The organism is Pirellulales bacterium, from assembly GCA_036499395.1.
Taxonomy (GTDB): domain Bacteria; phylum Planctomycetota; class Planctomycetia; order Pirellulales; family JACPPG01; genus JACPPG01.
Genome location: DASYDW010000004.1, coordinates 52171 through 74793, shown reverse-complemented (window position 1 = coordinate 74793; position 22623 = coordinate 52171). Strand labels below are relative to the sequence as shown.

20 protein-coding genes and 1 riboswitch are annotated in these 22623 nt (G+C 60.4%); of the genes, 6 read left to right on the top strand and 14 right to left on the bottom strand.

What is annotated here, in order from left to right; translation table 11 throughout:
- Positions 1-6: 6 nt before the first annotated feature.
- Positions 7-69: riboswitch (guanidine-III (ykkC-III) riboswitch) on the bottom strand.
- Between the two features lie 81 nt (positions 70-150).
- Together VGN12_00875 and larC are read right to left on the bottom strand one after the other, a co-directional pair.
- Entirely contained in the window at positions 151-1509 is a 1359-nt protein-coding gene (locus tag VGN12_00875; protein ID HEY4307978.1) for a nicotinate phosphoribosyltransferase, read from the bottom strand.
- Between the two features lie 41 nt (positions 1510-1550).
- Positions 1551-2726 (bottom strand): nickel pincer cofactor biosynthesis protein LarC, encoded by a 1176-nt coding sequence (gene larC / locus VGN12_00870; GenBank protein ID HEY4307977.1) that lies wholly within the window; start codon positions 2724-2726, stop codon positions 1551-1553.
- Positions 2727-3001: 275 nt separating this feature from the next.
- On the opposite strand from larC, the gene VGN12_00865 reads away from it, so the two are divergent.
- Positions 3002-3934 (top strand): hypothetical protein, encoded by a 933-nt coding sequence (locus tag VGN12_00865; protein ID HEY4307976.1) that lies wholly within the window; start codon positions 3002-3004, stop codon positions 3932-3934.
- A 29-nt stretch (positions 3935-3963) separates the two neighbouring features.
- Here the strand turns inward: VGN12_00865 and VGN12_00860 are convergent, their stop codons facing one another.
- Positions 3964-4920: an SMP-30/gluconolactonase/LRE family protein gene (locus tag VGN12_00860; GenBank protein HEY4307975.1), complete on the bottom strand. Its 957-nt coding sequence runs from the start codon at positions 4918-4920 to the stop codon at positions 3964-3966.
- 361 nt (positions 4921-5281) lie between these two features.
- Between VGN12_00860 and VGN12_00855 the strand changes: the two genes are divergently transcribed.
- The 4 genes from VGN12_00855 (at position 5282) to VGN12_00840 (ending at position 10070) form a co-directional block, all read left to right on the top strand.
- On the top strand, positions 5282-6325 hold the full coding sequence (locus VGN12_00855) for a sugar ABC transporter substrate-binding protein (GenBank protein HEY4307974.1): 1044 nt from the start codon (positions 5282-5284) through the stop codon (positions 6323-6325).
- Positions 6326-6416: 91 nt separating this feature from the next.
- Positions 6417-7934, top strand: coding sequence for a sugar ABC transporter ATP-binding protein (locus VGN12_00850; protein HEY4307973.1), 1518 nt, complete (start codon positions 6417-6419; stop codon positions 7932-7934).
- A 70-nt stretch (positions 7935-8004) separates the two neighbouring features.
- Positions 8005-9042, top strand: a complete 1038-nt coding sequence (locus VGN12_00845) for an ABC transporter permease (protein ID HEY4307972.1) — start codon at positions 8005-8007, stop codon at positions 9040-9042.
- Positions 9042-10070 carry a nucleoside hydrolase gene (locus VGN12_00840; GenBank protein ID HEY4307971.1) on the top strand — a complete coding sequence of 343 codons (1029 nt, stop codon included), beginning with the start codon at positions 9042-9044 and terminating at the stop codon, positions 10068-10070. Before VGN12_00845 ends, VGN12_00840 begins: the two co-directional genes overlap by 1 nt.
- Positions 10071-10135: 65 nt before the next feature.
- On the opposite strand, the gene serC is transcribed toward VGN12_00840, so the two are convergent.
- From serC to hisF, 6 genes are all read right to left on the bottom strand, one after another.
- Positions 10136-11221, bottom strand: coding sequence for a 3-phosphoserine/phosphohydroxythreonine transaminase (gene serC, locus VGN12_00835; protein ID HEY4307970.1), 1086 nt, complete (start codon positions 11219-11221; stop codon positions 10136-10138).
- 218 nt (positions 11222-11439) lie between these two features.
- A complete protein-coding gene (locus VGN12_00830; GenBank protein HEY4307969.1) occupies positions 11440-12234 on the bottom strand; it encodes a hypothetical protein in 795 nt (264 codons plus the stop codon).
- A gap of 64 nt (positions 12235-12298) precedes the next feature.
- Positions 12299-12922, bottom strand: coding sequence for a hypothetical protein (locus VGN12_00825; protein HEY4307968.1), 624 nt, complete (start codon positions 12920-12922; stop codon positions 12299-12301).
- 6 nt (positions 12923-12928) lie between these two features.
- On the bottom strand, positions 12929-14689 hold the full coding sequence (locus VGN12_00820) for an ATPase, T2SS/T4P/T4SS family (protein ID HEY4307967.1): 1761 nt from the start codon (positions 14687-14689) through the stop codon (positions 12929-12931).
- Entirely contained in the window at positions 14689-15837 is a 1149-nt protein-coding gene (locus tag VGN12_00815) for a PilT/PilU family type 4a pilus ATPase (GenBank protein HEY4307966.1), read from the bottom strand. The genes VGN12_00820 and VGN12_00815 overlap by 1 nt, the downstream gene beginning before the upstream one ends.
- Positions 15838-15884: 47 nt before the next feature.
- Positions 15885-16658 carry an imidazole glycerol phosphate synthase subunit HisF gene (gene hisF, locus VGN12_00810; GenBank protein HEY4307965.1) on the bottom strand — a complete coding sequence of 258 codons (774 nt, stop codon included), beginning with the start codon at positions 16656-16658 and terminating at the stop codon, positions 15885-15887.
- A gap of 397 nt (positions 16659-17055) precedes the next feature.
- On the opposite strand from hisF, the gene VGN12_00805 reads away from it, so the two are divergent.
- Positions 17056-17331 (top strand): hypothetical protein, encoded by a 276-nt coding sequence (locus VGN12_00805; GenBank protein ID HEY4307964.1) that lies wholly within the window; start codon positions 17056-17058, stop codon positions 17329-17331.
- A 107-nt stretch (positions 17332-17438) separates the two neighbouring features.
- Here VGN12_00805 and VGN12_00800 read toward each other — a convergent pair whose 3' ends face one another.
- The 5 genes from VGN12_00800 to VGN12_00780 form a co-directional block, all read right to left on the bottom strand.
- Positions 17439-18431 carry a hypothetical protein gene (locus VGN12_00800; protein ID HEY4307963.1) on the bottom strand — a complete coding sequence of 331 codons (993 nt, stop codon included), beginning with the start codon at positions 18429-18431 and terminating at the stop codon, positions 17439-17441.
- 335 nt (positions 18432-18766) lie between these two features.
- Positions 18767-20752 carry a helicase C-terminal domain-containing protein gene (locus VGN12_00795; protein ID HEY4307962.1) on the bottom strand — a complete coding sequence of 662 codons (1986 nt, stop codon included), beginning with the start codon at positions 20750-20752 and terminating at the stop codon, positions 18767-18769.
- A 44-nt stretch (positions 20753-20796) separates the two neighbouring features.
- On the bottom strand, positions 20797-21678 hold the full coding sequence (locus tag VGN12_00790; protein ID HEY4307961.1) for a thiazole synthase: 882 nt from the start codon (positions 21676-21678) through the stop codon (positions 20797-20799).
- Positions 21679-21681: 3 nt separating this feature from the next.
- Positions 21682-21882: a sulfur carrier protein ThiS gene (gene thiS / locus VGN12_00785; GenBank protein HEY4307960.1), complete on the bottom strand. Its 201-nt coding sequence runs from the start codon at positions 21880-21882 to the stop codon at positions 21682-21684.
- Positions 21883-22014: 132 nt separating this feature from the next.
- A complete protein-coding gene (locus VGN12_00780; GenBank protein HEY4307959.1) occupies positions 22015-22533 on the bottom strand; it encodes a hypothetical protein in 519 nt (172 codons plus the stop codon).
- Positions 22534-22623 lie beyond the last annotated feature (90 nt).

Genomic DNA, 22623 nt, shown 5'->3' with positions numbered 1-22623 from the left:
CTGTAAAGGGCGTCGTCTTGTCCTAACCGGGTACGGCGCATCTCGTCCGGGGCCAACAAGGGCCAAACCTAACTGAATCCTACGTGCAATCCAGATCTCTGAAAAGCATGCCACCGGCGGGCTCGTCAAGTTGCGCCGGATGCCTTGCCATTAAGATGAATGCTTACCCATTTCCGCTACGAGTTCATCCGCCCGGACCGCCAGTGTGCGTAGTGAGGGAGAAATCTCAACCGGAAAGGGCTCAGCCGGTTCAATCGCCCGCAAGTGTGCTGGAAGCGCGTCGATTTGCGATTTCACTCTCTCCCGAATTTGCAACAGAGATTCGGGCGGCTGAATCCGCTTTCCTCCGCGCATAACGGGCTTCAACAGCGGTAAGCCCGCGTTCGCATCAGATTCAACCGTGATCAAGTCGCCGCTGAACGTTCCCTGAACGTCGACCGTTCGATAAACCTGCTTACGCCCCGGCCAGGTGGCTTTGCCTTCGGCCAGTTTGCGCGTCGGACGACCGGCGTACTCCGCCAGCTTGTAGACATAATCTAGGTACGGAGCGTCAGCCGAAACATCCATCGCCGTGCCGACGCCAAAGGCGTCGATCGGTGCATCGGCCGCCAGCAGTTCTTTGATTCTGTATTCGTCCAGCCCGCCGCTGGCCAGAATCGTTACCTCGGTCAGACCTCCGTCGTCCAGGATTCGTCGCACTGCCCGGGCGTGGGCGGCCAGATCACCGCTGTCGATACGCACGCTGCGCAATGGAATCCCCTCGCTGGCCAACTGCGGTGCAAGCCGAACGCACGTTCGCGCCGCTTCCTCCGTGTCGTAGGTATCCAGAAGGTAAGTAACACTGTCGGAGCATGCACGGGCAAAACTCAGCAGCGCCGCCGTATCACCGCCGATAGCCTCCACAAGTGAATGGGCCATCGTCCCGAATAGCGGGATTGCGAAATCGCGCCCCGCCGCCACGGTTGCCGTTCCGGCGAAGCCCACGAGATAGGCCGCTCGCGCGGCCAGCAATCCGGCTTCCGCCCCATGCGCACGGCGAAATCCAAAATCGACCAGCGGACGGCCACGCGCAATCAGTACCGAGCGGACGGCCTTCGACGCGACCATGCATTGAAAGTGAACGAGATTAAGCAGCCGCGATTCGACGAGCTGCGCTTGATCCAGAGGCGCCGTGACGCGTATGACAGGCTCGTCCGCGAAGTACACAGTTCCTTCCGCCATAGCGTCGACGTCGCCCGTGAAGCGCCACTGCGACAAGTGTTCGACGAAATCGGCACGAAAATGTCTGCACTCGGCGAGCCACTGCAACTCGTCCGGAGCAAACCGAAGTGATTCCAGCAGTTCGAGCGCCTGCTCCAAACCGGCCGCGATCAAAAAGTTGCGATCGCGCGGCAACCGGCGCACGAACAAGTCAAAGACCGCCACATCGCGCATCTCGGCGCGGTGGTAGCACTGCAGCATCGTCAACTGGTACAGATCCGTCGACAATGCGTTCGAGATCGGGCGCATCGTGCGTATCCTCGACCAGGTTTGCGAATGCAGAAGCGAAATTATTTACTTGCCGACGTTTCATACGCCTTCTGCGCGGCGTCGTAGACGGCTTTCAGAGGCACTCCTTTTTCGGCGGCGACGCGCTGACACGCCTCGAACTCGGGCGAAAAACTGGGGGCCTGACCTTCGATCCAACCGAGCTTGCCCTCGATCGGTCCCCACTCGGTTTCGACCAGGTGCTGCCGCCGTTCCAGCTTGTGGCGACTCACCGGCCAGCGACGGACGCCCAACGTGCCTGTCTCGCGAAACAGAATCCGTTCGATCTTCTCGATCTTTTCCGACGGGCAAAGCACAGACAGCAACACTCCCGGCCGATTCTTCTTCATCTGGATCGAAGTCGAATAAACGTCCAGGGCGCCGGCCTCCCACAGTTTGGTCGTGCAATAGCCGATCACCTCGCCCGTCGTATCGTCGAGATTTGTTTCGAGGACCCAGATCTGATCGCTACTCACCGCGTCAACCGATTCGCCGACAAACAGTCTGAGCAAGTTTGCTTGCTCGGCCAGATCGCGCTGCCCCGCGCCATAGCCCACGCGGTTGATGGTCATGGCCGGCAATGGTCCGAAGGTGTCGACCAGTGTGGAAAGAATCGCGGCACCGGTGGGAGTCGTCAGCTCGCAGGCGACGTTCGATTCGGCCAGCGGAATTCCTTGCAGCAACTCCGCGGTAGCTGGTGCCGGGACACTGACGCGACCGTGGGCAATCTCAATGGAACCGCGCCCTGTCGGAACAGGCGAGGCGTAAATTCGATCAACTCCCAGCAGATCCCACGCCACCGCCGCGCCCACGATGTCGGCAATCGAGTCGACCGCGCCGACTTCGTGGAAGTGAACTTTACGAATCGTCGTGCCGTGGACCTTGGCCTCGGCTTCGCCTAGCCGGGTAAAGATGCGCTTCGCCAGTTCCTTTTGCCGGTCGCTCAAACGGCTGGCGTCGATCATGTCCGTGATATGGTGCAGGTGGCGATGGGCATGCTCAGGCTGATGCTCGACCGTGATCTGCGTGGCGCGAAAGCCGTTCTTTTTTACTTCGCTGGCCACTAGGCGACAGCCGGCGATTCCCAACGATTCGACGGCTTCGTTGAGCGCAGCCAACTCGACACCGGCGTCCACCAGCGCGCCCAGGGTCATGTCACCGCTGATACCACTCATGCAGTCTAGATATGCAATTTTCACGTTCGTGCTCGTCGCCTCACACCGGCGGTCAAGTCCGCCAGCCGAATAAGAAATGTTCCTGGAAATGCGTTAGAGAATTGCTACAGCCCCGGTATTCGTCGCAATATTTTATCGGTTGCGACGATGTCCGCTGGCTGAGATTGACGCGTTTTGCCAACACCGCTAGAGTCCCGGCCGCTAGCAGTCGTGCCTGGTCATTGTAGTGCCCAGCGTCGGCGTGCTAGTTGTCTCTCGCCCGCTGATGCGAAACAAGTACCGTTAACAGGATACCTCGCGTGCGTCCTGCTCTCAAAGGCTCGCCGAAGTCATTTGTACCGCGCCCCGGGGCGTTGCCGCCGCGGATGCGCGTTTTGTATGTCACGACGTACGAGCGCACCGGGGGTTGGCTGGCCGAGGCTCTGGCAGCCGACAGCGCGTCGGAAGTTGTGCTCGAAGAGGCAATCGGCTTCGCGGCAGGCCTCAGCCGGTTACGGGACGATCATTATGACGCCGTCTTAGTAGGGCATCAGCCGGGCCAACTCGATGCGCTCGCCCTGGCCGAGGCCATGCATACCGCCGGCTGTGACGAGCCGCTGATCGTGCTCGGCAGCCAGGACGAGTCCGAAATGACGGCCCTCTGCCTGGAAGCCAATGCCGACGCGTACGTCTCTGTACAGAGTACGACGACACGCACCTTGCTATGGGTCGTCGCCCGGGCGATCGAACGACACTACCTATTGCGCGAGAATCGACGCCTCGCCCAAGCCGATCAGCACCGACTGGAAATCGAGCAAGGCGACGCCGGGCAACTTCTCAGCGAGCAGCGCGGCCTGATCAGAGAGTTGGATGCATTAGCCGCGACAGCACAGGGATACGCGCGAAACGCAACCGGTGAGGCACGCGAAGAAGGCGTTTCGCGCACTCCGCTGCCAGCGCAATTGGAAACGCACTATCGGGAATTGCTTCGCACCTACGTCATGATGGGGTCGGGCAATCTTTCGGTCGAAATGCTCGCGCTGGCTCAAATACTCGCGGCGGCTGGCGTCTCGCCCGCTCAAACGCTTGAGTTGCACCTGAATGCGCTGGAAAACCTGCTGCGGGGGCTCGGTAATCGTAGCGCTCGTCATGTGATGAACCGTGCCGATTTGCTGGCGCTGGAAATCGGCGCGCACCTGTGCGAAGCCTATCGTCAAACGTCTGCGGCAGCTTCACAGTTGCACGCCGCGTAACGTTCGCTGCGAATTTTCTTCGCGCGGGACTACGGCTTCTTTGGGGGCAAAATCACCAGCCCCTTTACGCCCAGGTCAAGCCGGAACAACCCACCGCCTCCGGCTTCGGCAGCCAGGCCGCCGGTAACGAATAGCTGGTCCATGTTTGGTCCGCCAAAGGCCACGTTACTTGTGGTCAAGTTACCACCTGGATAGCGTGCGACTAGCTTCCCCTCAGGGCTCAGGACCTGCACCTCGCGCATGCCATAGTGTGCGACGTACAGATTGCCGGCCGCATCCAGGCACATGCCGTCCGGTTGATTGTCGATTTGCCCCTTGGCTTCATCCTTCTTCGGCAGGTCGGCTAGCACGCGGCGGTTTACGAGCCGACCCGGCGCTTCGACGTCATAAACATGAACGCGGTTCCTCTGGCTTTCGCCTAAGTACAGATGCTTACCGTCGGCCGTCAGGGCGATGCCGTTGGGAAACGCCAACCCACTGTCGCACAGGTGCGTCTTCCCCTTTGCGTCCACATAATGGACGGTACCTATCGGCTTTTCGAGACTCGACTCGCTTGGATCCGTGAAATAGAAACTCCCGTTCGGCGTGTCGAGCGTCAGATCATTCGGCCCGCGCAGGGGCGCGCCGTCGCATTCGGTCGATGCGGGATCGAGCAATTTTCCGTCCGCCGCCAGACGTAGCACGGCGTGTCGACTGGCATCGCAGACCAAGTGCGTGCCGTCGGCCAGCACCTTGTGGCCATTGGGCGCCCCGGTGACGGCCCAGTTGCGGTGCGAACCATCGAGCGAGAACTGAACGATCGTGTCCCCTTCGCTGACGTAACCCTGTCCCGCCTGGTCGAACACCACCCCTTCGCAATAATGCGGCACTTCGAACAGCTTTACCGGCTCGGCAGATTTGGGCAGGTCCGCTGCGGTCGCAATCACCGTCGCGATGTGCATTAGGCAGGCGAGTGGTAGAACGAAAAACCCAAGCAACTTAGTCATAGCGAACAATTCCAGGCGGAACTCGAAGAATGAGGCGAACGGGCGCGGCGCGAATGGCGCTACAAAGGACGCGTTTAGGCTAGGCGAGCGACCGCCGCGCGGCAAGCGGCGCAGCCAACGATTCGTCAACAGATTCGTTGATCTGCAAAAATGCGGCCGACCGGGAGCTAATTCCGCGACTTGCCCGCATGCATTTCCGCGTTTAGAGTGACGATTCTGAGGGCGAACGGGTCTTGGCGGGATGGTCTTCGCGGGCGGGAAACCGCGGGGTTGCCAGGCGCGAGTGGCGAACATGCGTCTGAAAATCCGCGCCCTTCGTGCGAGACCCCTTCTATCTGAGGCGGCTTCTGGGAGACACCGCGTGAGTTCTATAGATTCATCGACCGCGTCCCGACGGGGCTTCTTGCAGGCAACTGCCGCGGCCGGCGCAGGCTTAACGGCACTCGTGGCGGGTTGCGCGCCATCGAGCACGGCCGAAACGGGAGACCGAAAGCGTCTGCGCGCCGCGATGGGTAATGCTGGCCTGCAAAGTACCTGGTGCAAGTTAGGCAAAGAAACCGCCGAGTTATGGGGAAATCTACTCGGGGTCGAAGTCGTCTGGTTCGACGGCGAGTTCGACCCGCAAAAGCAGCGCAACAAGCTCGACCTCATGGTCGATGGCGATTGGGACTTTTGCTGCTTTCAGGCCGTACAGATCGACTCGCTGGAAGAACCGGTGCGGCAATTAAAGAAGCGCGGCGTGCCCGTCCTTTCCATGGATACGATGCTAGTCGAACCGGAGCGGATGCGCGACGTCGGCGTTTGGTGCCAGGTCACGCCCAACCAGGTATTCATGGGTGAAAGTAGCACCCGCTACTTGATGCAAAAGATCAACGGCCGCGGCAAAGTAATTCATATCGGCGGGCTGAGCGCGCATTCGGGCGCGCGAGGACGGCGCGAGGGATTCGAGAAGGCGCTGGCCGACTATCCCGACGTGGAAGTCTTGGGCGGGGGCGTCCGCTGGTGCGATTGGGAAAAGCAGACGGCTCGCGACACGTTCGAGACGTTGCTCGACCAAAGCCGCGAGCCGATCGCCGGAGCGTTCTTTCACAGTGACGACATGGCGCTGGCCTGCTTGCCAGCGCTCGAAGGAACACCGCACGCGCAGATGATTGTGACAGCGGTGGACGGTCAGAAAGAGGGGCTGGCCGCGATCCGCGACGGGAAACTAGCGGCAACCACGGTGAACCCCGTCTGCCTGATCCACATGACTGCCCTGGCGTTGGGGCAGTTTATTGCCCGCAACAAGGAATCGGTTGATAACGTGCCGCTAGAAATCATTACACCTGGTCCGCTCGTATCGCGCGATAGCGGCAATCTGGACGCCATGCTATATCTGGCCGATCCGCGACATTGCCTCGTCTAAAAAGTTGTCTTGTTTAAAGAGCATCTAGTCTAAGGTGCGTCTTGTCAGAGCAGCGCTTAGTTTGAGCAGAGTTTGGTCCGAGTAGAACGCCGTGAGCGATGCAACGACGTTACCCGCCGAAGAGTTGCTGCTGGAGTGCCGCGGCATTTCCAAACGTTTCGGCGGAGAGGCGGCGCTTGCCGGAGTGGACTTTACGCTCCGCACCGGCGAAGTGCATGGGCTGGTCGGCAGCAACGGCGCCGGCAAAAGCACCTTGATGAAAATCCTGGCCGGCGCGCTCCCCGACCATCAGGGCTCGGTCAAGCTGCAGGGCAGGGGGGTTGATCTCTCCAGCCCGCAAGCGGCACTGCGAAACGGCATCGCGATGGTTTACCAGGAGCTTTCCGGCATCGATCAATTATCGATTGCCGAGAACCTGTTCCTCGGCCGGCAGCCTACCACGCGGTTCGGCCGGATCGATTGGCGAGCCATGCGTCGGCAGGCGGCCGAGCAACTAGCCGAGCTCGAGATCGACGTCGATGTCGATCGCCGACTGGGGAGTTGCCCGTTGGTGATTCGGCAGATGGTCGAAATCGCACGCGGACTCCATAGCGGCGCGCGAGTGCTGATTCTGGACGAGCCGACGAGCGCCCTAAGTCCGCCCGAGACCCGCCGTCTATTCGCGCTGTTGAAAAAGCTCCGCCAACGGGGCGTGGCGCTCGTCTTCATCAGCCATTTCATCGAAGACGTGCTCGAGATCTGTGATCGCGTGACCATCCTACGCTCGGGCCAGGTCGTCGAGACGCGCGCTAGCCGCGACCTGGAAAAGCATTTTGTGATTCAAAAGATGCTGGGGCACCGCTTGGATGCCCGCGAAATCGGTTATGAGTCGGCTACCGAGTTACCGCCAGCGTCAACCTCATCGCCGAGGCTTATCGCCGAATCACTCGTCTTATCGGGGTCGTTTACCGAGACGAGCCTTTCCGTCCCGCCGGGCGAATGTTTGGGGCTGTATGGTTTCGTCGGATCGGGACACCAGGAATTGATTCACTGCCTGGCCGGCGCGATGCGCCCGAGCAGTGGGCGCATCGCGGTCGATGGCCGCACGTTACAGCCCGGAGACGTCCACGACGCGATCCAGCAGGGGGTCGTCTTCGTCGCATCGGACCGCGGCCAAACGCTGGTGCAGGATGCCGAGATCTATAAAAACGTCACGCTTGCGCACCTCAAGCGGCTGGCTGGCAACTGGCTGACCCAGTCGCGCGAACTGGAAATTGCTAGCCGCATACTGAATCGCGTGGGTTGCCGCCCCAATGCTCCCGGGTTGCGAGCGCGCAACCTCTCCGGGGGTAATCAGCAAAAAGTCGTGCTCGCGAAGTGGCTGCTAGGCCCACTCAGCGTTCTCTTGCTCGACGAACCGACGCGCGGCATGGACGTGGGTGCAAAAGAAGAGATCATGCAGCTCGTGGCCGAGCAAAAGCACGCCGGCGCCGCTGTCGTGTTGGCGTCCACCGAGCCGGAAATCGTCCTGGCCCACGCTGATCGGATTCTGGTCATGAGCCGTGGTCGAATCTCAAAGGAACTGTGCGGCGTAAGTGTCGACAAAGAATCTCTATTGCGTTGGGCTTAGGACTTACGTCGAAAGAATCGCGAACCAAGTTCACTGTATCCGGGCGAGGCCAGGCCGGTCCAAGGCACGCATGACGAATTCTCCTGAACAACCCAATTCCGTAATTGCCCGGCTGCTCCGTCGGATCGAGCCGCAGGCGATCGCCCCCATGGCAAGCCTGGCGGTGCTCATACTGTTTTTCGCGCTGGCGACACCCGCCGGTACATTTCTCAAGCCAGCGACGCTGGTGCAAATATTCAAACAGGGTTCGGTGCTGGCCATCGTCTCGGTGGGGCTGACGTACGTTCTACTCTGTGCCGAAATCGATTTGGCCGTCGGGATGGTCGCCCTGTGGACGGCTTGCCTGTGTGGTTGGCTGTATGAGCGGCCGTTTGCCGCGGGCCACTCAGGGGCTGCGGAGGTTTCCGCCGGCATCGTGGCGCTCGTGATTGCTGTGCCACTTTTAACGAGCTTGCTGCTGGGGCTCGCCTCGGGCATGCTCACCGTTTGGTCCAGGCTTCCCAGCTTCATCATTTCGCTAGCCATGATGAATATCGCCGACGGCATGTCGCGGTGGCTAACCAAAAGCGAGAAACTGGCGGTGCCGCCGATCTTGAAAACGATCGGCAATCGGGGCATCGAGCTCACCGACCGATTCGAGCTCCCTTATAGCGCCTTGTTGGCCGCGGCGGTTTTTCTGATTGGCCACGTCGTTCTGCGGCATACCCGTTTCGGCCGATACGTTTACATGACCGGTGGCAATCGCGAAGCTGCGCGGCTGGCGGGAGTGCGCACCGGGCGGATCGTCATCGCATGCCTGGCTATCTCGGCTGTGACCGCCGGATTGGGCGGATTGGTTAACGCCGGACGGCTCAACAGCGTCAGTCTGGATCAAAATGCCGACCTGCTGCTGAGCGCCGTGGCCTGCGTTGTGCTGGGTGGAACCAGCCTGTTCGGTGGCTCGGGCGGAATGGGGCGCACCGTGATCGGCGTGCTGACCTTCAGCGTGTTAAAAGTCGGTCTGAATCAAGTCGTCTGGATCAACGACCTAGCGCGACCGCTGCTCATGGGATTGGTCCTACTGGTCGCCCTGGTCGTGAACGGATTGCTCTCGAAGGAAAAAACGTAATGAAAATCGGTCTCGTCGGATTTTGCGCGGCGCTGTTGTTGACCGGCACGTTGACGGCCGCCGAAGGTGAAGCGAAGGCTGGGAAATCTCCTCCGGTACCGATCATTTTCGATACCGACATCGGTAACGACATCGATGACGCACTGGCGCTGGGGGTGATTCACGCTTTGGCCAATCGTGGCGAATGCCGTTTAGTGGCCGTAACGATCAGCAAGGACCATCCCTTGTGCGCCCCCTACATCGACCTGGTCAACACATTCTATGGCCGGGGGGACATTCCCATTGGTGTCGTGCGTGGTGGCAAAACTCCCGAAGAAGGCAAATACCTACGTGGCCCCGTCGAGGCTCGCGACGGGCCCAAGATTCGCTTTCCGCATGATCTGCAAAGCGGGGCCGATGCGCCCGAGGCGGTTGCCGTGCTGCGACAAGCGCTCGCCGCCGAAGCGGACGGTTCGGTCGTCATGGTCGTGGTCGGCTTCTCGACCAACATCGCCCGATTGCTCGAATCGCCGCCTGATAAAAACTCCCCGTTGTCGGGCAAAGACCTCGTCGCCAAGAAATGCCGGTTATTGTCGATCATGGCCGGAAACTTCGGCCCTAAGCCGGGGCCTGAGTACAACGTCTTCATCGACGTTCCCGCGGCTCGGCAGGTGTACGCGAATTGGCCGACTGACATCGTAGCCAGCGGCTTTGAAATCGGCCTGGCGATCAAATATCCGGCCGTGAGCATCGAGCGAGATTTCGCCTATGTGCCGCATCATCCGCTGCCCGAGGCGTACGTGCTTTATCAGAAAATGCCGTACGACCGCGAGACTTGGGACCTGACGAGCGTCCTGTACGCAGTGCGTGCGGATCGTGGGTATTTCGCGATTTCCGAGCCGGGCACGATCACTGTCGATGAGAAGAATGTGACGCAATTTGCTCCCGCGGCCACCGGCAAGCATCGCTACCTGAAGGTCGACGCCGAGCAAATCGCCCGCGTGCGCGAAGCGCTCGTAATCCTGGCCAGCGAACCGCCGCAGCGTTGAATGCGGATTACCGGCAAAGCAGCGATCCGTCCGCCAATAGGCCCACGTTTTCCGAGCATCGCGGATTAGTGCTGCTTGCGGAATTCGCGCATAAACTGCGCCAACAGCTCAACGCCCGGCAGGGGCATGGCGTTGTAGATGCTTGCCCGAATGCCGCCGACCGAACGATGTCCCTTCAGATAGTGCAGTCCCTTCGCTTCGGCCTGTTTCAGGAAGGCTGACTCGGTCGTTTCATCGGGCAGTCGGTAGGTGACGTTCATCAGCGATCGACAGTCCGGCTGTGCGTGCCCTTGATAGAAGCCGGCGCTCTCGTCGATGACGTCGTAAAGCAACTTTGCCTTTCGCTCGTTCAAGGCCCGCATTTTGTCCAGTCCGCCGATCTCGTCCAGCAGCCAGCGCGTGACGAGCATCACAACGTAAATGGCAAACACCGGCGGCGTGTTCAACAGGGAGTTCTGCTCGACGAGCTGCCGGAAGCTAAGCATCGTCGGCACATTCTCGGTGCAACTGGCCAGCACGTCATCCCGCAGAATCGCGATCGTGACGCCCGCAGGCCCGGCATTCTTCTGCGCACACGCGTAGAGCAAACCATAACGCTCCATCGGCAGCGGCCGGCAGAGAAAATCGCTCGAAGCATCGCACACCAGTGGCACACGTCCCACCGATGGCTCGTCGAGAAACTGCACACCCTGAATTGTCTCGTTGGACGTAATGTGAACGAAAGCGGCGTCGGGATTCAATTTCAGATCGCTGGCCTTGGGGAGCCGATCGAAATTGGTTTCCTTGGCGTTATAGGCGATCCGCACCTCTCCTTCGCGGCGTGCTTCCTTTTCGGCAGTCTGGCCCCAGGTGCCCGTAACGACGTAATCGGCCGCCTTGCCGGCACTCAGCAGGTTCATGGGAATCATCGAGAACTGCAGGCGCGATCCCCCCTGCAAGAAGACGACCTGAAAATTATCCGGCAGCGACAGCAACTTCCGCAGATTGACGATCGTCGTGTCCAGCACGCCTTCGAACCACTTCGTCCGATGGCCAATCTCGAGCACGGAAACGCCCAATCCCGGCAGGGCGAGCATGTCGCGCTGCACCTCTTCAAGCACGCTCAGCGGGAGAACGGCGGGGCCGGGCGAAAAGTTGTATACGCGCTGCATGGGCATTGTCCTCGACTCGAACGAACCTTGATACGACTTTGGCGTCAAACGACGGTGGCTACCGGCAACTCGGTTCCCCTCAGCAACGAGTCTTGCGACACGCTCGATGTTCGCGATTTGGCGGGCAACCGGTGCAGGGGAGAGATTCTAGCCCAATCGAATTTCGGCCAACAGCCCCAAACACCTGCGAGAGGTAGTCGCGGACTAATCCCGACCGACTACGGCTTCAACCAAGCGGGCGGGTTCGTGACAAGATCGACTTTGGTAAGCCACCAAAAGTTGCGGCCCGTGGGGCCTTTTTTATCGCGCTCGAGGGAGGCGCGGACCAAAATCGATTTCAACTTGCCGTCTTCTTTGTAGGTCACCGCCCACAAAGACGAAATCCGCTCCTTGAACGGCGTGGTATGGTGAAAAACCGTGTCCAAGTAGCGCACCTGGCTCTCTGCGCCGATGGCCTCGATAGCCACGACCAGTGGCCGCTCGGAAAGCTCGCGCAACGCCCTCATGGCACGCGGTTCGTCACGGTAATTCGTGACCGGATCCTCACCGGCCGGAAGCCGTTTGAAAGGCTCTACCATCAGTTCGGCAGCCGCCTCGAGCCTGTGATGCCGCACGTCGTCCAGCCACTGACGAACGACAAACTGGGCTTCGTGACGGGTGCGATAGCCTGACGCCGCATAATAGCTGGGCGCCGCTGCACCCAGAATAAGTGACAGTACCAACCCGAAAAGCGCTACCGGACGTCCCAGGAGTCGGGGAGCCTGCGACGCGATTCTGGCCAGCGCCAAGAGATTCGCCAGCGCCGCGACAACCGGCAAAAACCATAACACGGGATGCGCAAACGCTGCCGCAGAAATGAGGGCCAGAAACAGGCCGAACAGCGCGCCGGCGCTCACGGCCTGATACTCGTGGAGTTCGGCTTCGCGATGATCGCGCGTCAGGGAATCCTGCTCGATGCCTTGCATTTCGGCCACGTGGTGCTGCGACGCAGTTTCGTGAATGGACTCTACCATTGACGGTAGCTGGCTAAGCGTGCGATCGTCAAGCGCGGAACGCCTGGCACCGCCTTACGGTCGGTCATTTTCGCTTCGAGACCCAGACCTGCACGCCCTTCTCCATGATCGTCCGCCGGGCGGCGTACTTGACCATGAATTCGCCATTCTTATCGAAAACGTGCGCCTCGGGATCGCCCGCCGGGGCGCTGCGAGAAAAGCTTCCCAGGGACATCTTTTGCATGAATCCGAGCCACTGACGGTCCGGCGCCAGTCCAAAGAACATTCGCTCCTCGGGCTTGAAACCGCCGAACAGGAAATTCTTCGACAAAGGCGCCGTATGCATTGTCATGGCGGTGAAGCATACAAGCACCCAGCCAATCCAGGCCGCGAAGAAGTAACTTCCGATCTTGTCCAACAGCGGAGGAAATCGCACGCGCACGCGCGATATCGTGTCCGTAACCGTCCGCAAGGTCAGATAAAAGATCGCAAACAAGATCCACAGAGTCGGATAGTCGAAAAGATAGACCCCGTTCGGTTGCCACTCCAACAACTTGGTGACAGCGGGCTCCCAAAAATTCGTCGCCAGCAACGCGGCCGTAACGACGTTGAAGAGCGTGATCGCGTTGCCCCATATCCCTTCATTACCAAGGACTGCAAGGGCCACGATCACGATCAGCGCAAAGACGCCGGGAAGTATCATTTCCATGGCGGGTTACTCCTTAAGCACGCGCATTAGTTCTTGCAGCGAGGTAACACCCTTGGCCACCAACACGATTCCCTCCTCCTGCAAAGTCCGCATACCGGCGCGCCGCGCTGCCTGCCGCACCGCCGCCAATTGAGGATTCGTCGTTAATGCTTGCCGCACGTTGTCATCGACGACCAATAACTCGAAAATGCCCGTTCGTCCGATGTAACCGATCCCTTGGCAATCCGTGCAAACTTCCTCGGGCTGCTGGGGCGTGCGGTACAACGCCTCGACGCGCCCGGCCGGGATTCCGAGCTGCTCCAGCAATTGCGCCGTCGGAGCGTATGCCTCTTTGCATTTGGGGCACAGCTTACGGATCAGGCGTTGGTTGACCGCGCATGTCACGGACGTCGCAAATTTCGCGGCAGGCACTTTCAATCGCATCACTTGCAACAGAGATTCGGATGCCTCTTTGGCCCGGATACTGGTTACCACCGTGCGGTTTTCACCCTCGACCTGCTCGCACAAGATGGTGGCGCTGTCGGCATCCACCATGTCCGGCACGATGAAAACGTCGGGATGCTCGCGAATCAGCTTGGGGAGGACCGTGGCCGGATTTTGCCCCGCCGCAGGGTCGAAGTAAGTCATGGTGACGTTTTCGACGTAAAACTCTTTGATCGCCGACGATTCGACCCCTACAAAGCCACGCACGAACCGATCCATCTCGCTGACCACGGCGGGCAGCAAAGTTGACAGTCCACCAGCAGGCGGCGTCGAGACAACGATCATTCCCTGCGACTGCGACAGTATACCCTTCAGGTCCTCGATCAGCTTCGGACGCATGTCCAGGTCCGGCAGCCGTTCCAGCTTATGTTTGCGACCTTGCAATTGCAGCAAGGTGCGCTCGCCGGTCTTCGTTCCCTGGCTGACTACGCGGCCGGTGTATTTAACCTTTTGATGCTCGGCGCCGAAGGTCCCTTCCTGCCGTTTGACGCGTTGCTTCGCATCGAGGCCGGCAATCGTCTTGATCACGGCCAGGATCGCGTCGCCGGAATCGCGATCACGCGCCTCGGTATCGTGCCAGACGCCGTCGATCTGGTAACGCATGCCGACTGCCGTTTGCGTGAAGTCCATCAGCACGGCGTCGACCCGTTTGCCGACCGCCTCGGCGATCAAGGCTTGGGTCAGATGAAAGCCCGGGCTTTGCCGCGCCAGCAGCAAATTCGCGGTATTCGTACGCTCGTCCTTGCCTTGCGCTTTCAGCTCGACGGGCGGCCCCTTGCCGCGCCGGCTGGATTCGGCGGCCATCTTGATGCCGACGACCTTCAAGTTCTCGGAAAGCCAGAAACGGATATGTCCGGCCGTTAATACGGTCTCGTCCATCGAGACTTTGCCGTTGCGATGCACGACGTAGGAAATAAAAGGCCCCAGCCAGGCGGCCAGCATCAGCGGCATGGCCAGCCAGAACCAAGGGATCACCCACAACAGGATGAACGCCGGCACGAACGAAAAGAACGCCAGCATGTTCCAGCGTTTGTATTCCAGCTTGAGTTCCGTGGCGTCCCGATTCATCCAATCGAGGGAACGGACCCACAGCAGGAAGATCACCCAGCAGATCAGGATCTTGATCCAGCTCAGATAGTTTCCGGGGCCGACCGGGAACTTGGTGATCGATTGCGGATCAAGCCCGGGATAACCTGGGAACGTGCCGAATTCCTGCGCCCCCGCGGTACCAGCGTGGAGCGATATCAACAGCACCGCCAAAGCCGAAATGAACAAGCGGTGCATTAGAGAATCCCAGGCGCTCGGACGCTAATACCCTTAAGCGCCATGCGCAGCGCATCAACGTTCGGCGCTACTTCGAACGCCGTGGACCGGTCGATCAGGTCGCGGTCGACCAATCCCTTGAGGCTCATCGTGAAGTCCTGCATACCTTCCTTTTCGCACATCACGATAGCATCGGCGAGCTTCTCGTCGTGCCCCTCGAGCAGCAGTTTGCGAATCGTGGGATTAAAGGTCATGATCTCGACGGTCGGCACGCGTCCCACCCCCGGCTTGATCGACGGCAACAGCTTCTGCGCCACGATCCCCTTCATGTTCATCGCGATGGCGCTGCGCAAAGCGGCGTGCATATTCTGCGGGAACAAGTCGAGAATACGTCCGATGGTCGACGGCGCACTGGATGCGTGAATCGTACCGAACACAAGGTGCCCCGTCTCGGCCGCATGGATCGCGGTCATGAACGTTTCTTCATCGCGCATTTCACCCACCAGCATCACGTCCGGGTCTTCGCGGACAGCATGCTTCATGGCGATGCCGAAGTCTTTGACATCCAGGCCAATCTCGCGCTGGTTGATCAAACACTTGTCTTCGGTGAATACGAACTCGACCGGATCTTCAAGCGTCAGAATATGCTTGCGATAGTTCCGGTTGATCCAGTTCAACATCGAGGCGATCGTCGTGCTTTTACCCGAGCCCGTCACGCCCGCCAGCAGCACCATGCCCTGGTGGAACTTGCAAAGATCCTCCATGATCGGCGGCAGAAAGAGCCCTTCGAAGTCGGGCACGAAGTTGTTCACGCGCCGCGCGACCATGCCGACGTGCCCCAGTTGCTGGAGCAGGTTGACGCGGAATCGCCACAGCTTGCCATCGACGTCGACGGTATGCGCAAAGTCAGCGCCGCCCGTTTCGTCGAAGATGCGCCTATTGCGCTCGTTCAACAATGGCATGCAGAGGCGCACCATCTCCTCGTCGTTGATCGGGCCACGATTCATGGGGCGCAACGTGCCGTTGACGCGCACGATCGGCGGACGGTCTGCTTTCAAATGCAAATCGCTGCCAACCAGTTTGACCAGCGCGCGGAAAAGCTTGTCGATCTCGTAGTCCTCGCGCTTGCCGAGGAAGCGATCTGCGTTAGTTTGGGTCGCGCTAGCCATACATGCCTCGATTGCTTTCTCTGCCTGCCGTCTGTCACGGATCCGTGTTATGCACCCAACCGGACAGGAACGCCGCGCGCCTGCATGACGCGCTTCGTCTCCAGAATACTATACTGGCGGAAGTGAAAGATGCTGGCTGCCAGCGCCGCGTCCGCTTTTCCGTACTGGATGGCGTCGGCCAGATGCTCAGGCCGGCCTGCTCCGCCGCTGGCCACGACCGGAATCGTGACCGCCTCGCTCACGGCGGCCGTAATGGGCAGGTCGTAGCCGTTTTGAGTCCCGTCGGCGTCCATGCTCGTCAGGACGATCTCGCCCGCCCCTAATCGCTCGACCTCGCGCGCCCAGGGGACCGCTTCCAGGCCTGTTCCCACCCGTCCCCCGTTGACGTGAACTTCGAAGATCTCGCGGCCGTCCTTCTGGACTCGTTTCGGATCGATATTCACCACGATGCATTGGCTGCCAAAACGCCGGGCCGCCTGGCGGACAAAGTCGGGATCGCGTGGCGCGGCGGAATTGATCGATACCTTGTCGCAGCCGGCATTGAGCAATTGTCGAATGTCGTCCAGCGTGCGAATTCCCCCGCCGACGCAGAGGGGCATAAAAACCACCTCGGCCGTGCGGCGCACGACATCGAGCATGATCGCACGCCCTTCGTGGCTGGCCGTGATGTCGAGGAATACCAGTTCGTCGGCCCCCTCGGCCTCGTAGCGGGCTGCGACTTCCACGGGATCACCAGCGTCGCGAAGATCGAGAAAACGCGTCCCTTTTACGACCCGGCCTTGATTAACGTCGAGGCAGGGAATGACACGCTTGGCGAGCATAGGTTTGGCAATCTGTTCCGCCAAATGGGGGAGAAACCGTCGATCTCCCGGAGCCAGTAAGAACTTGCATTTTGTACCACCTGAACCCAATGGTCAACGCCCGGCCTGCCCGATCCGATCGGTTCAAGTCACTTTGGCGAGTGCGTCTTTCGACAAAACGGCCGATCGAAAAGCCGGCTTAATGGGCGGGTCCGGCAATTGGCCCGAAGCCGCTTCATACTTAAGGGAAAAAGAACCGAATTAAAACTTGATGAGTCTGCGTGCCCTCCATCAAAGGCCCCAAAAGCCGAGGGAGCGGCAAGCCCACGGCCTCGCTTTGTGAATGACTCCATCTACGCCTGGCAACGTAGATTCATCGTAGTTAGCCTAGATTCCCTCAACACGGCGGAGGTGTTTCATGAGCGTTTTCAAGCGTTTGTCCCTTCTTTCGGCGGTTGCGGTCGTAACCGTGGCGGCGGTTTATTCGCAGGCGGGTGCCGCCCAGCAGAGCGGTAACTCGTCCACCCAGGCGCGGCCACGAACGGCCCAACAGACAGCAGCACAGCGCCGGAACTACCGCGCTTACTCTTACGAACCGTCTCGCGGCGGTGACGTGGGACCGCGTGCCAGCGCAGACAGCTGGAAACGGGCCGACTCGAAAGTGAAGTTCCGATACGGCTACTACCCTTACTAAGGGGACCGCCGAAGTCGTTCAAACAATTACGGGCCAGGCGATATCGCCTGGCCCGCTTCGTTTTCTTGCCCCCGGCAAGTTCACCAAGGCCGTAGGCCCGCCGGCGGCTATTCCATCAACGCCACGGTAAGCGGAGTCGACTCCTGGCTAGGTTCCGCCGCCGAGGCCGTGACGACGGCCACATCCGATTCGTCAGGACGCAAGGTCCCAGGCTGCTGGGAAATCGTCTCGATCGGCAGACCGCGCAGGTGCCGGCGCCACTGATTCTCCAGGGCGCTCACGCCCGAAATCGCATAAACATTCCGCAAAGCGGCGTCGTACCCGTTGACGGTCGCCTCATGTACGAAGCCGACGAGTTGCTCCTTCGTCCCGATGCGAGTCAGATAGTCGACCAGTGACGCGCTTTGACCATAGAACGCTCCCATCCGCGATGGGTGTGGATAATGGTCCAGCGTCAGGAGTTCTACCAGGCGGAACTCCCCTCCCGAGGCTACGGCCGCGTCCAGATCCCGGCCATGCAAACGGCGCTTTGCGATCGGATCTGCCTGAATTGCCATCCCTTCGTCGGCCCAGTGGGGAATCTGCACTTCCGTAAAGCGGTCCGCCAAGACGACGTGTGTCAGTTCATGGGCCAGGGCATCGGCGAACCAGTCGGCACGATCACCGCGGATATCGATCCGCCGCATCACGATCCGATTCTCGTCGAAATCGATCAGCGACGAACCCGTTGTTTGGCCAGCGCCGGGCCCCACTTCCTTTAGATAACCTTCGAGCCGTGCGTGGACCACGATGTGGCACTTCGGATTCCACGCCATCTTTTGGGACTTGGGCAGCCACGTGCCGCAGAGCTCCTGACGCAGCTTCTCGATCGCCTGCACGACCTCGGCCTTCAGCGGATAATTGGCCGGACGGCAGAAAGAGAAGTTCTCGGTCTCTTCGATCAACCAGGAGCCCGATCGGCGTACGGTCGACGTAGTTTCGCTTTTCGCCGCACAGGCGTCACTGCACGACGAGCATGCTGCTTGAGGGGACGCCGCGTTGGCCAGCGCCGAAGTTAGGCAGCAGACAAGAAACAGAATTCCGCGGTGGCATGTTCGCATCGGCTTCCGTAGCTGTCAGAGGGGTGGAACAGGTGGCTTCCTTGCCCGATTCTGTGACCACAGCGCCCTGGTCCTGCCTGTTCGCCTGACACTTAAAACAAATGCCGTGCCGCAATGGCCTGATCGAATCCTGATCGCAATGCGTATCTACTTACCATAAAAAGACTTTCGATCGCCTTTTTAATTCTCCCGTCAGCCTTGGCCGGTAAACTCGCAGGCCCGTCTGCCCGAGGCCTAGGCACCCCTTGCCGCGCGAAGCGACACGGCGGAACCGCAGAATTTGGGCGTCGCGCCAGGCAGAAATGCGAGAGAAATTGGGCCGGTCGCGCGACGCTTTAGACGCGCGCCGAGAGCTGCTCAACGACGCGGCGGCAGTTCGGCAGAGAGCCGAGGAAGACCTGCCCGTACGGTTTGTGAAGCACGCGCGAATCGAGGATCACGACCGATCCGGTATCGTCTTGCGTGCGAATCAAGCGGCCAAAGCCCTGCTTTAGTCGCAGGGCAGCCTCGGGGAGTTGGTAGCCGCGAAAGGGATCGCCGCCGGCCGCCTTAATGGCTTCCATCCGCGCGGCCAGCAGAGGCCGGTCAGGAACCGTGAATGGCAACTTCGTAATGATCACGGTCTGCAGCGCGTCGCCGGGGACGTCCACCCCCTGCCAGAAGCTGTCGGTTCCCAGCAGGACACCTCGTGGATCGGCCTTGAATCGTTCGACCAGGTTGGTGCGCGAGCCCCCTTCGGCCTGGGAATACAGAGCCAGATTCCGCTCGGCCAGCCAGGGAGTCAATTCCGTGGCCGTTCGGCGCAGCATGTCGTAGCTCGTGAACAGAACGAACGCGCGCCCGTTGCGCCGCTCGACGTACCTCTGAATCATGGCCAGCGCCGCACGTTCGAACGATTCACGCTGCGTGTTGGGGTCGGGCATGCCGTCGACCAGCACCAACTCCGCTTGCCGCCCATAGTCGAACGGACTCCCCAGCGACAGCGAATTCACGCGCGTCAGGCCAACACGCGATTTGAAATAGTCGAACGACGTTTCTTTGCCCGTCGCCAGCGTGGCACTGGTCATCGTCACGCTGCCGACCTTGTCGAAGAGGTGCTCGCGTAATGCCGGCCCAACCTCGATCGGCGCCGCGGCCATGCTCACGCGTGGATAGCGGCCGCGCGTGACCTCGACCCAGTAAACGTTGCGATCCAGGCGCTGCTCAATCCAGTCATCCGCCTGATTGGCCAGAGCTACTAGCCGTTCGGCTGCCGCAATGAAATCCTGCCGCTCTTCGCGCTCGGTGGCAAAGTCGCCATGACTGCGCACCGCGCGAGCCAATTTGGCCAGCGCCGGGCTGAGCGGATTCTCGATGATTCCCGGTCTTTCCACGCGACCGTTACTGCCGCCGCTCAACTCTCGCCAGCTTCGCACCGACTCGAAAAACTCATCAGCGGCAAAGCGGCATTCCAGCACCTGGCGCTGCGCGTCGGCCAGCTTCTGCTGCACCAGCAACCCGCGATTGGTGCGGTCGTTATAGAGCTTGTTCAGCGCGTACTCGATATTGCCAGATCGCAGCTCCATGCCCAAGTGATCGCTAGCCACCGCTTCCAAGTTATGAGCTTCGTCGAAAACCACCGCGTCGTAGTCGGGCAGGATGCTCGCCCCCTGCCGGCGCAAAGCCAAGTCGCTGAAAAACAACGCGTGGTTGACGATCAAAATCTGCGCACCTTGCGACCGCCGGCGAGCCTGATAATAAAAGCACTCGTTATAGGTCGGGCAGTCACGCCCCATGCAATTGCCGTGATCGCTTTGCGTTTCGTCCCACACTTGCGGCAGGGGGCGATGCGACAGATCGGCCAGCGAACCATCGCTCGTCTCCTCAGCCCATTTCGCGATCGAGCGCAATTCCGTAAACTCTGCCTCGTCGCGAAAAATCGTGCCGGCCCGGCCGACGGCGCCACGCAGACGACGACGGCTCAAATAGTTATGCCGTCCTTTGACGAGCACTGCCGAGAATTCCAGCGGAATAACCGCATTCAACAGTGGCAGGTCTTTCGTGATCAACTGCTCCTGCAGGCTGATCGTATAGGTCGAGATCACGATCCGCCGCGCGATCGGTTCCTTATCGCCGCCGGCAGTCGCCAAGATGGCCGGCACCAGATAGGCGAAACTTTTGCCGACCCCGGTCCCGGCCTCGACCATCAGATGCTTCTGGTCATTCAAGGCTTGCCACACGGCCTCGGCCATGGCGAGCTGTTGCGGACGGTTTTCGTAACGGGGCAAACGTGCCGCGATACGTCCGGTGGGGCCCAGAATCTCGGCAGGCGTAAAGGTCATGGCACTCCGCCGTGGATCGATGCGTCCGTGCAAACAATAGAGCGCTAGCGCGGCTTGGCCGGCGCGATCGTCCCCTGCTCGGGACTGCTGGCCGTTGCGTACAGTTTTTTCGGGATCCGTCCGGCAAGGAAGGCCAGGCGCCCTGCTTCCGTCGCCAGTCGCATGGCCCGCGCCATTCCCAGCGGGTCGCGGGCATGGGCAATCCCCGTATTCAACAGCACACCGTCTACGCCTAGCTCCATGGCGACCGTCACATCGCTGGCGGTGCCCACGCCGGCATCAACGATCACCGGATATTCGGGATCGCCGTCCTTGAGATACTCGAGGCAGATGCGAATGTTGTTAGGGTTCAACACTCCCTGCCCTGAGCCGATGGGACTGCCGGCCGGCATGACACTGGTCGCGCCAGCCTCTTTCAGTCGCCGGGCCGTAATCGGATCGTCGGTGGTGTAGACCAGTACCTGGAATCCTTCGGCCACCAGCTTTTCGGTAGCCGCGAGGGTGGCAATCGGATCCGGTAACAGCGTCTTCGTATCGCCCAGAACTTCGAGCTTTACCCAGTCGGCGCCGGGATTGTCTATGCCGAGCAGGATTTCACGCCCCAGTCGGGCTACACGAATCGCATCCTCGGCCGAGAAACAGCCGGCGGTATTCGGCAGCAAAACATATCGATTCGTGTCGATGTAATCGAGAATGTTGCGACCGGCGGCGTCGACCAGCCGTTCGCGCCGAACGGCAACCGTGATGCAGTCGGTACCCGAAAGCTCGAGCGATTGGGCCATCAACTCGTAGCTGGCGTATTTGCCGGTTCCCACGATCAATCGGCTAGCGAGCCGATGGTTGCCCAGGCGGAGCACCTGGCCGTCAGGGGCACCAACGTTGGAGCTCCCTTGACCGGCATCAGTGGTAGCGGTTTGTGACCCCATCGTTCATCCCCCTCCGACCAGCGAGACGATTTCCACGCGATCGCCAGCGGCCAGCACATGCCCACCGTGCTGCGCACGAGGGACCAACTCCAGATTGATTTCCACCGCAACCTGGCGAGGTGACAACTGCAAAGATTCCACCAGTTCGGCCACGGTCGTGCCAGGCGCGACAGGGCGCGGCTCGCCATTTAGGACGATTTGCAACGAGGCGGAAGCAGAGGCGTGACTCGCCGAAGTTTCCGGCGGCCGCGCTGAGGCAGGATACTTTGTCACCGCGGCATTTTAGAGCCGTGGCGCACGCATGGTCAAGCGGCGCAACCATTACCGACGGTTGCACTACTGACTGCGTACCGCCTGCGTGCGGAACTGCAAAACGTCAAGCCGGAACAATTGCCCCTTGAAAGGCATCACGCTCGTGGCCAGCCCGCGCGTCCAAGGGACGGCGTAGGCCACGACGCGACCGCTCGACGTGTCGGCCACATAGACGACGGCGTTCCCCGGCTGCATCTGCCCACCTTGCCGGCGCAAGCCGGCCGCGCCGGTGACCATCATAAACTTTGGATTCTGGTTGGCCTTCAGCCCCAGGTCATCCATCACCGACGTTTCGAACGCCGAGTTGAACTTACCAGTCGAGGTGCTGAGCACGGCGCACTTCAAGCTGCCGGTCAGAAAGTCCAGGAGAAACAACGCTTCAAGCTCGTCGTCGACCGGACCGGTCGCGATGGCGAAGTTGTCGGTGTGATCCGTCGCCACGGCGTGTAACGGCGCCCGAGGCACAAGCGCCCCCAGCCCCACCCCGACGAGCAACACCAAGATCAGCCAACCGGGCGATCTGCGGTCCCATAACGGCGTCATAACAAGCTCTCCTCGCATAAGAGCATAAGAAACGCCGGCTTCCCACGTGTCGGCCCGAACAACCGACAACCGACTGATCGCATAGTACCG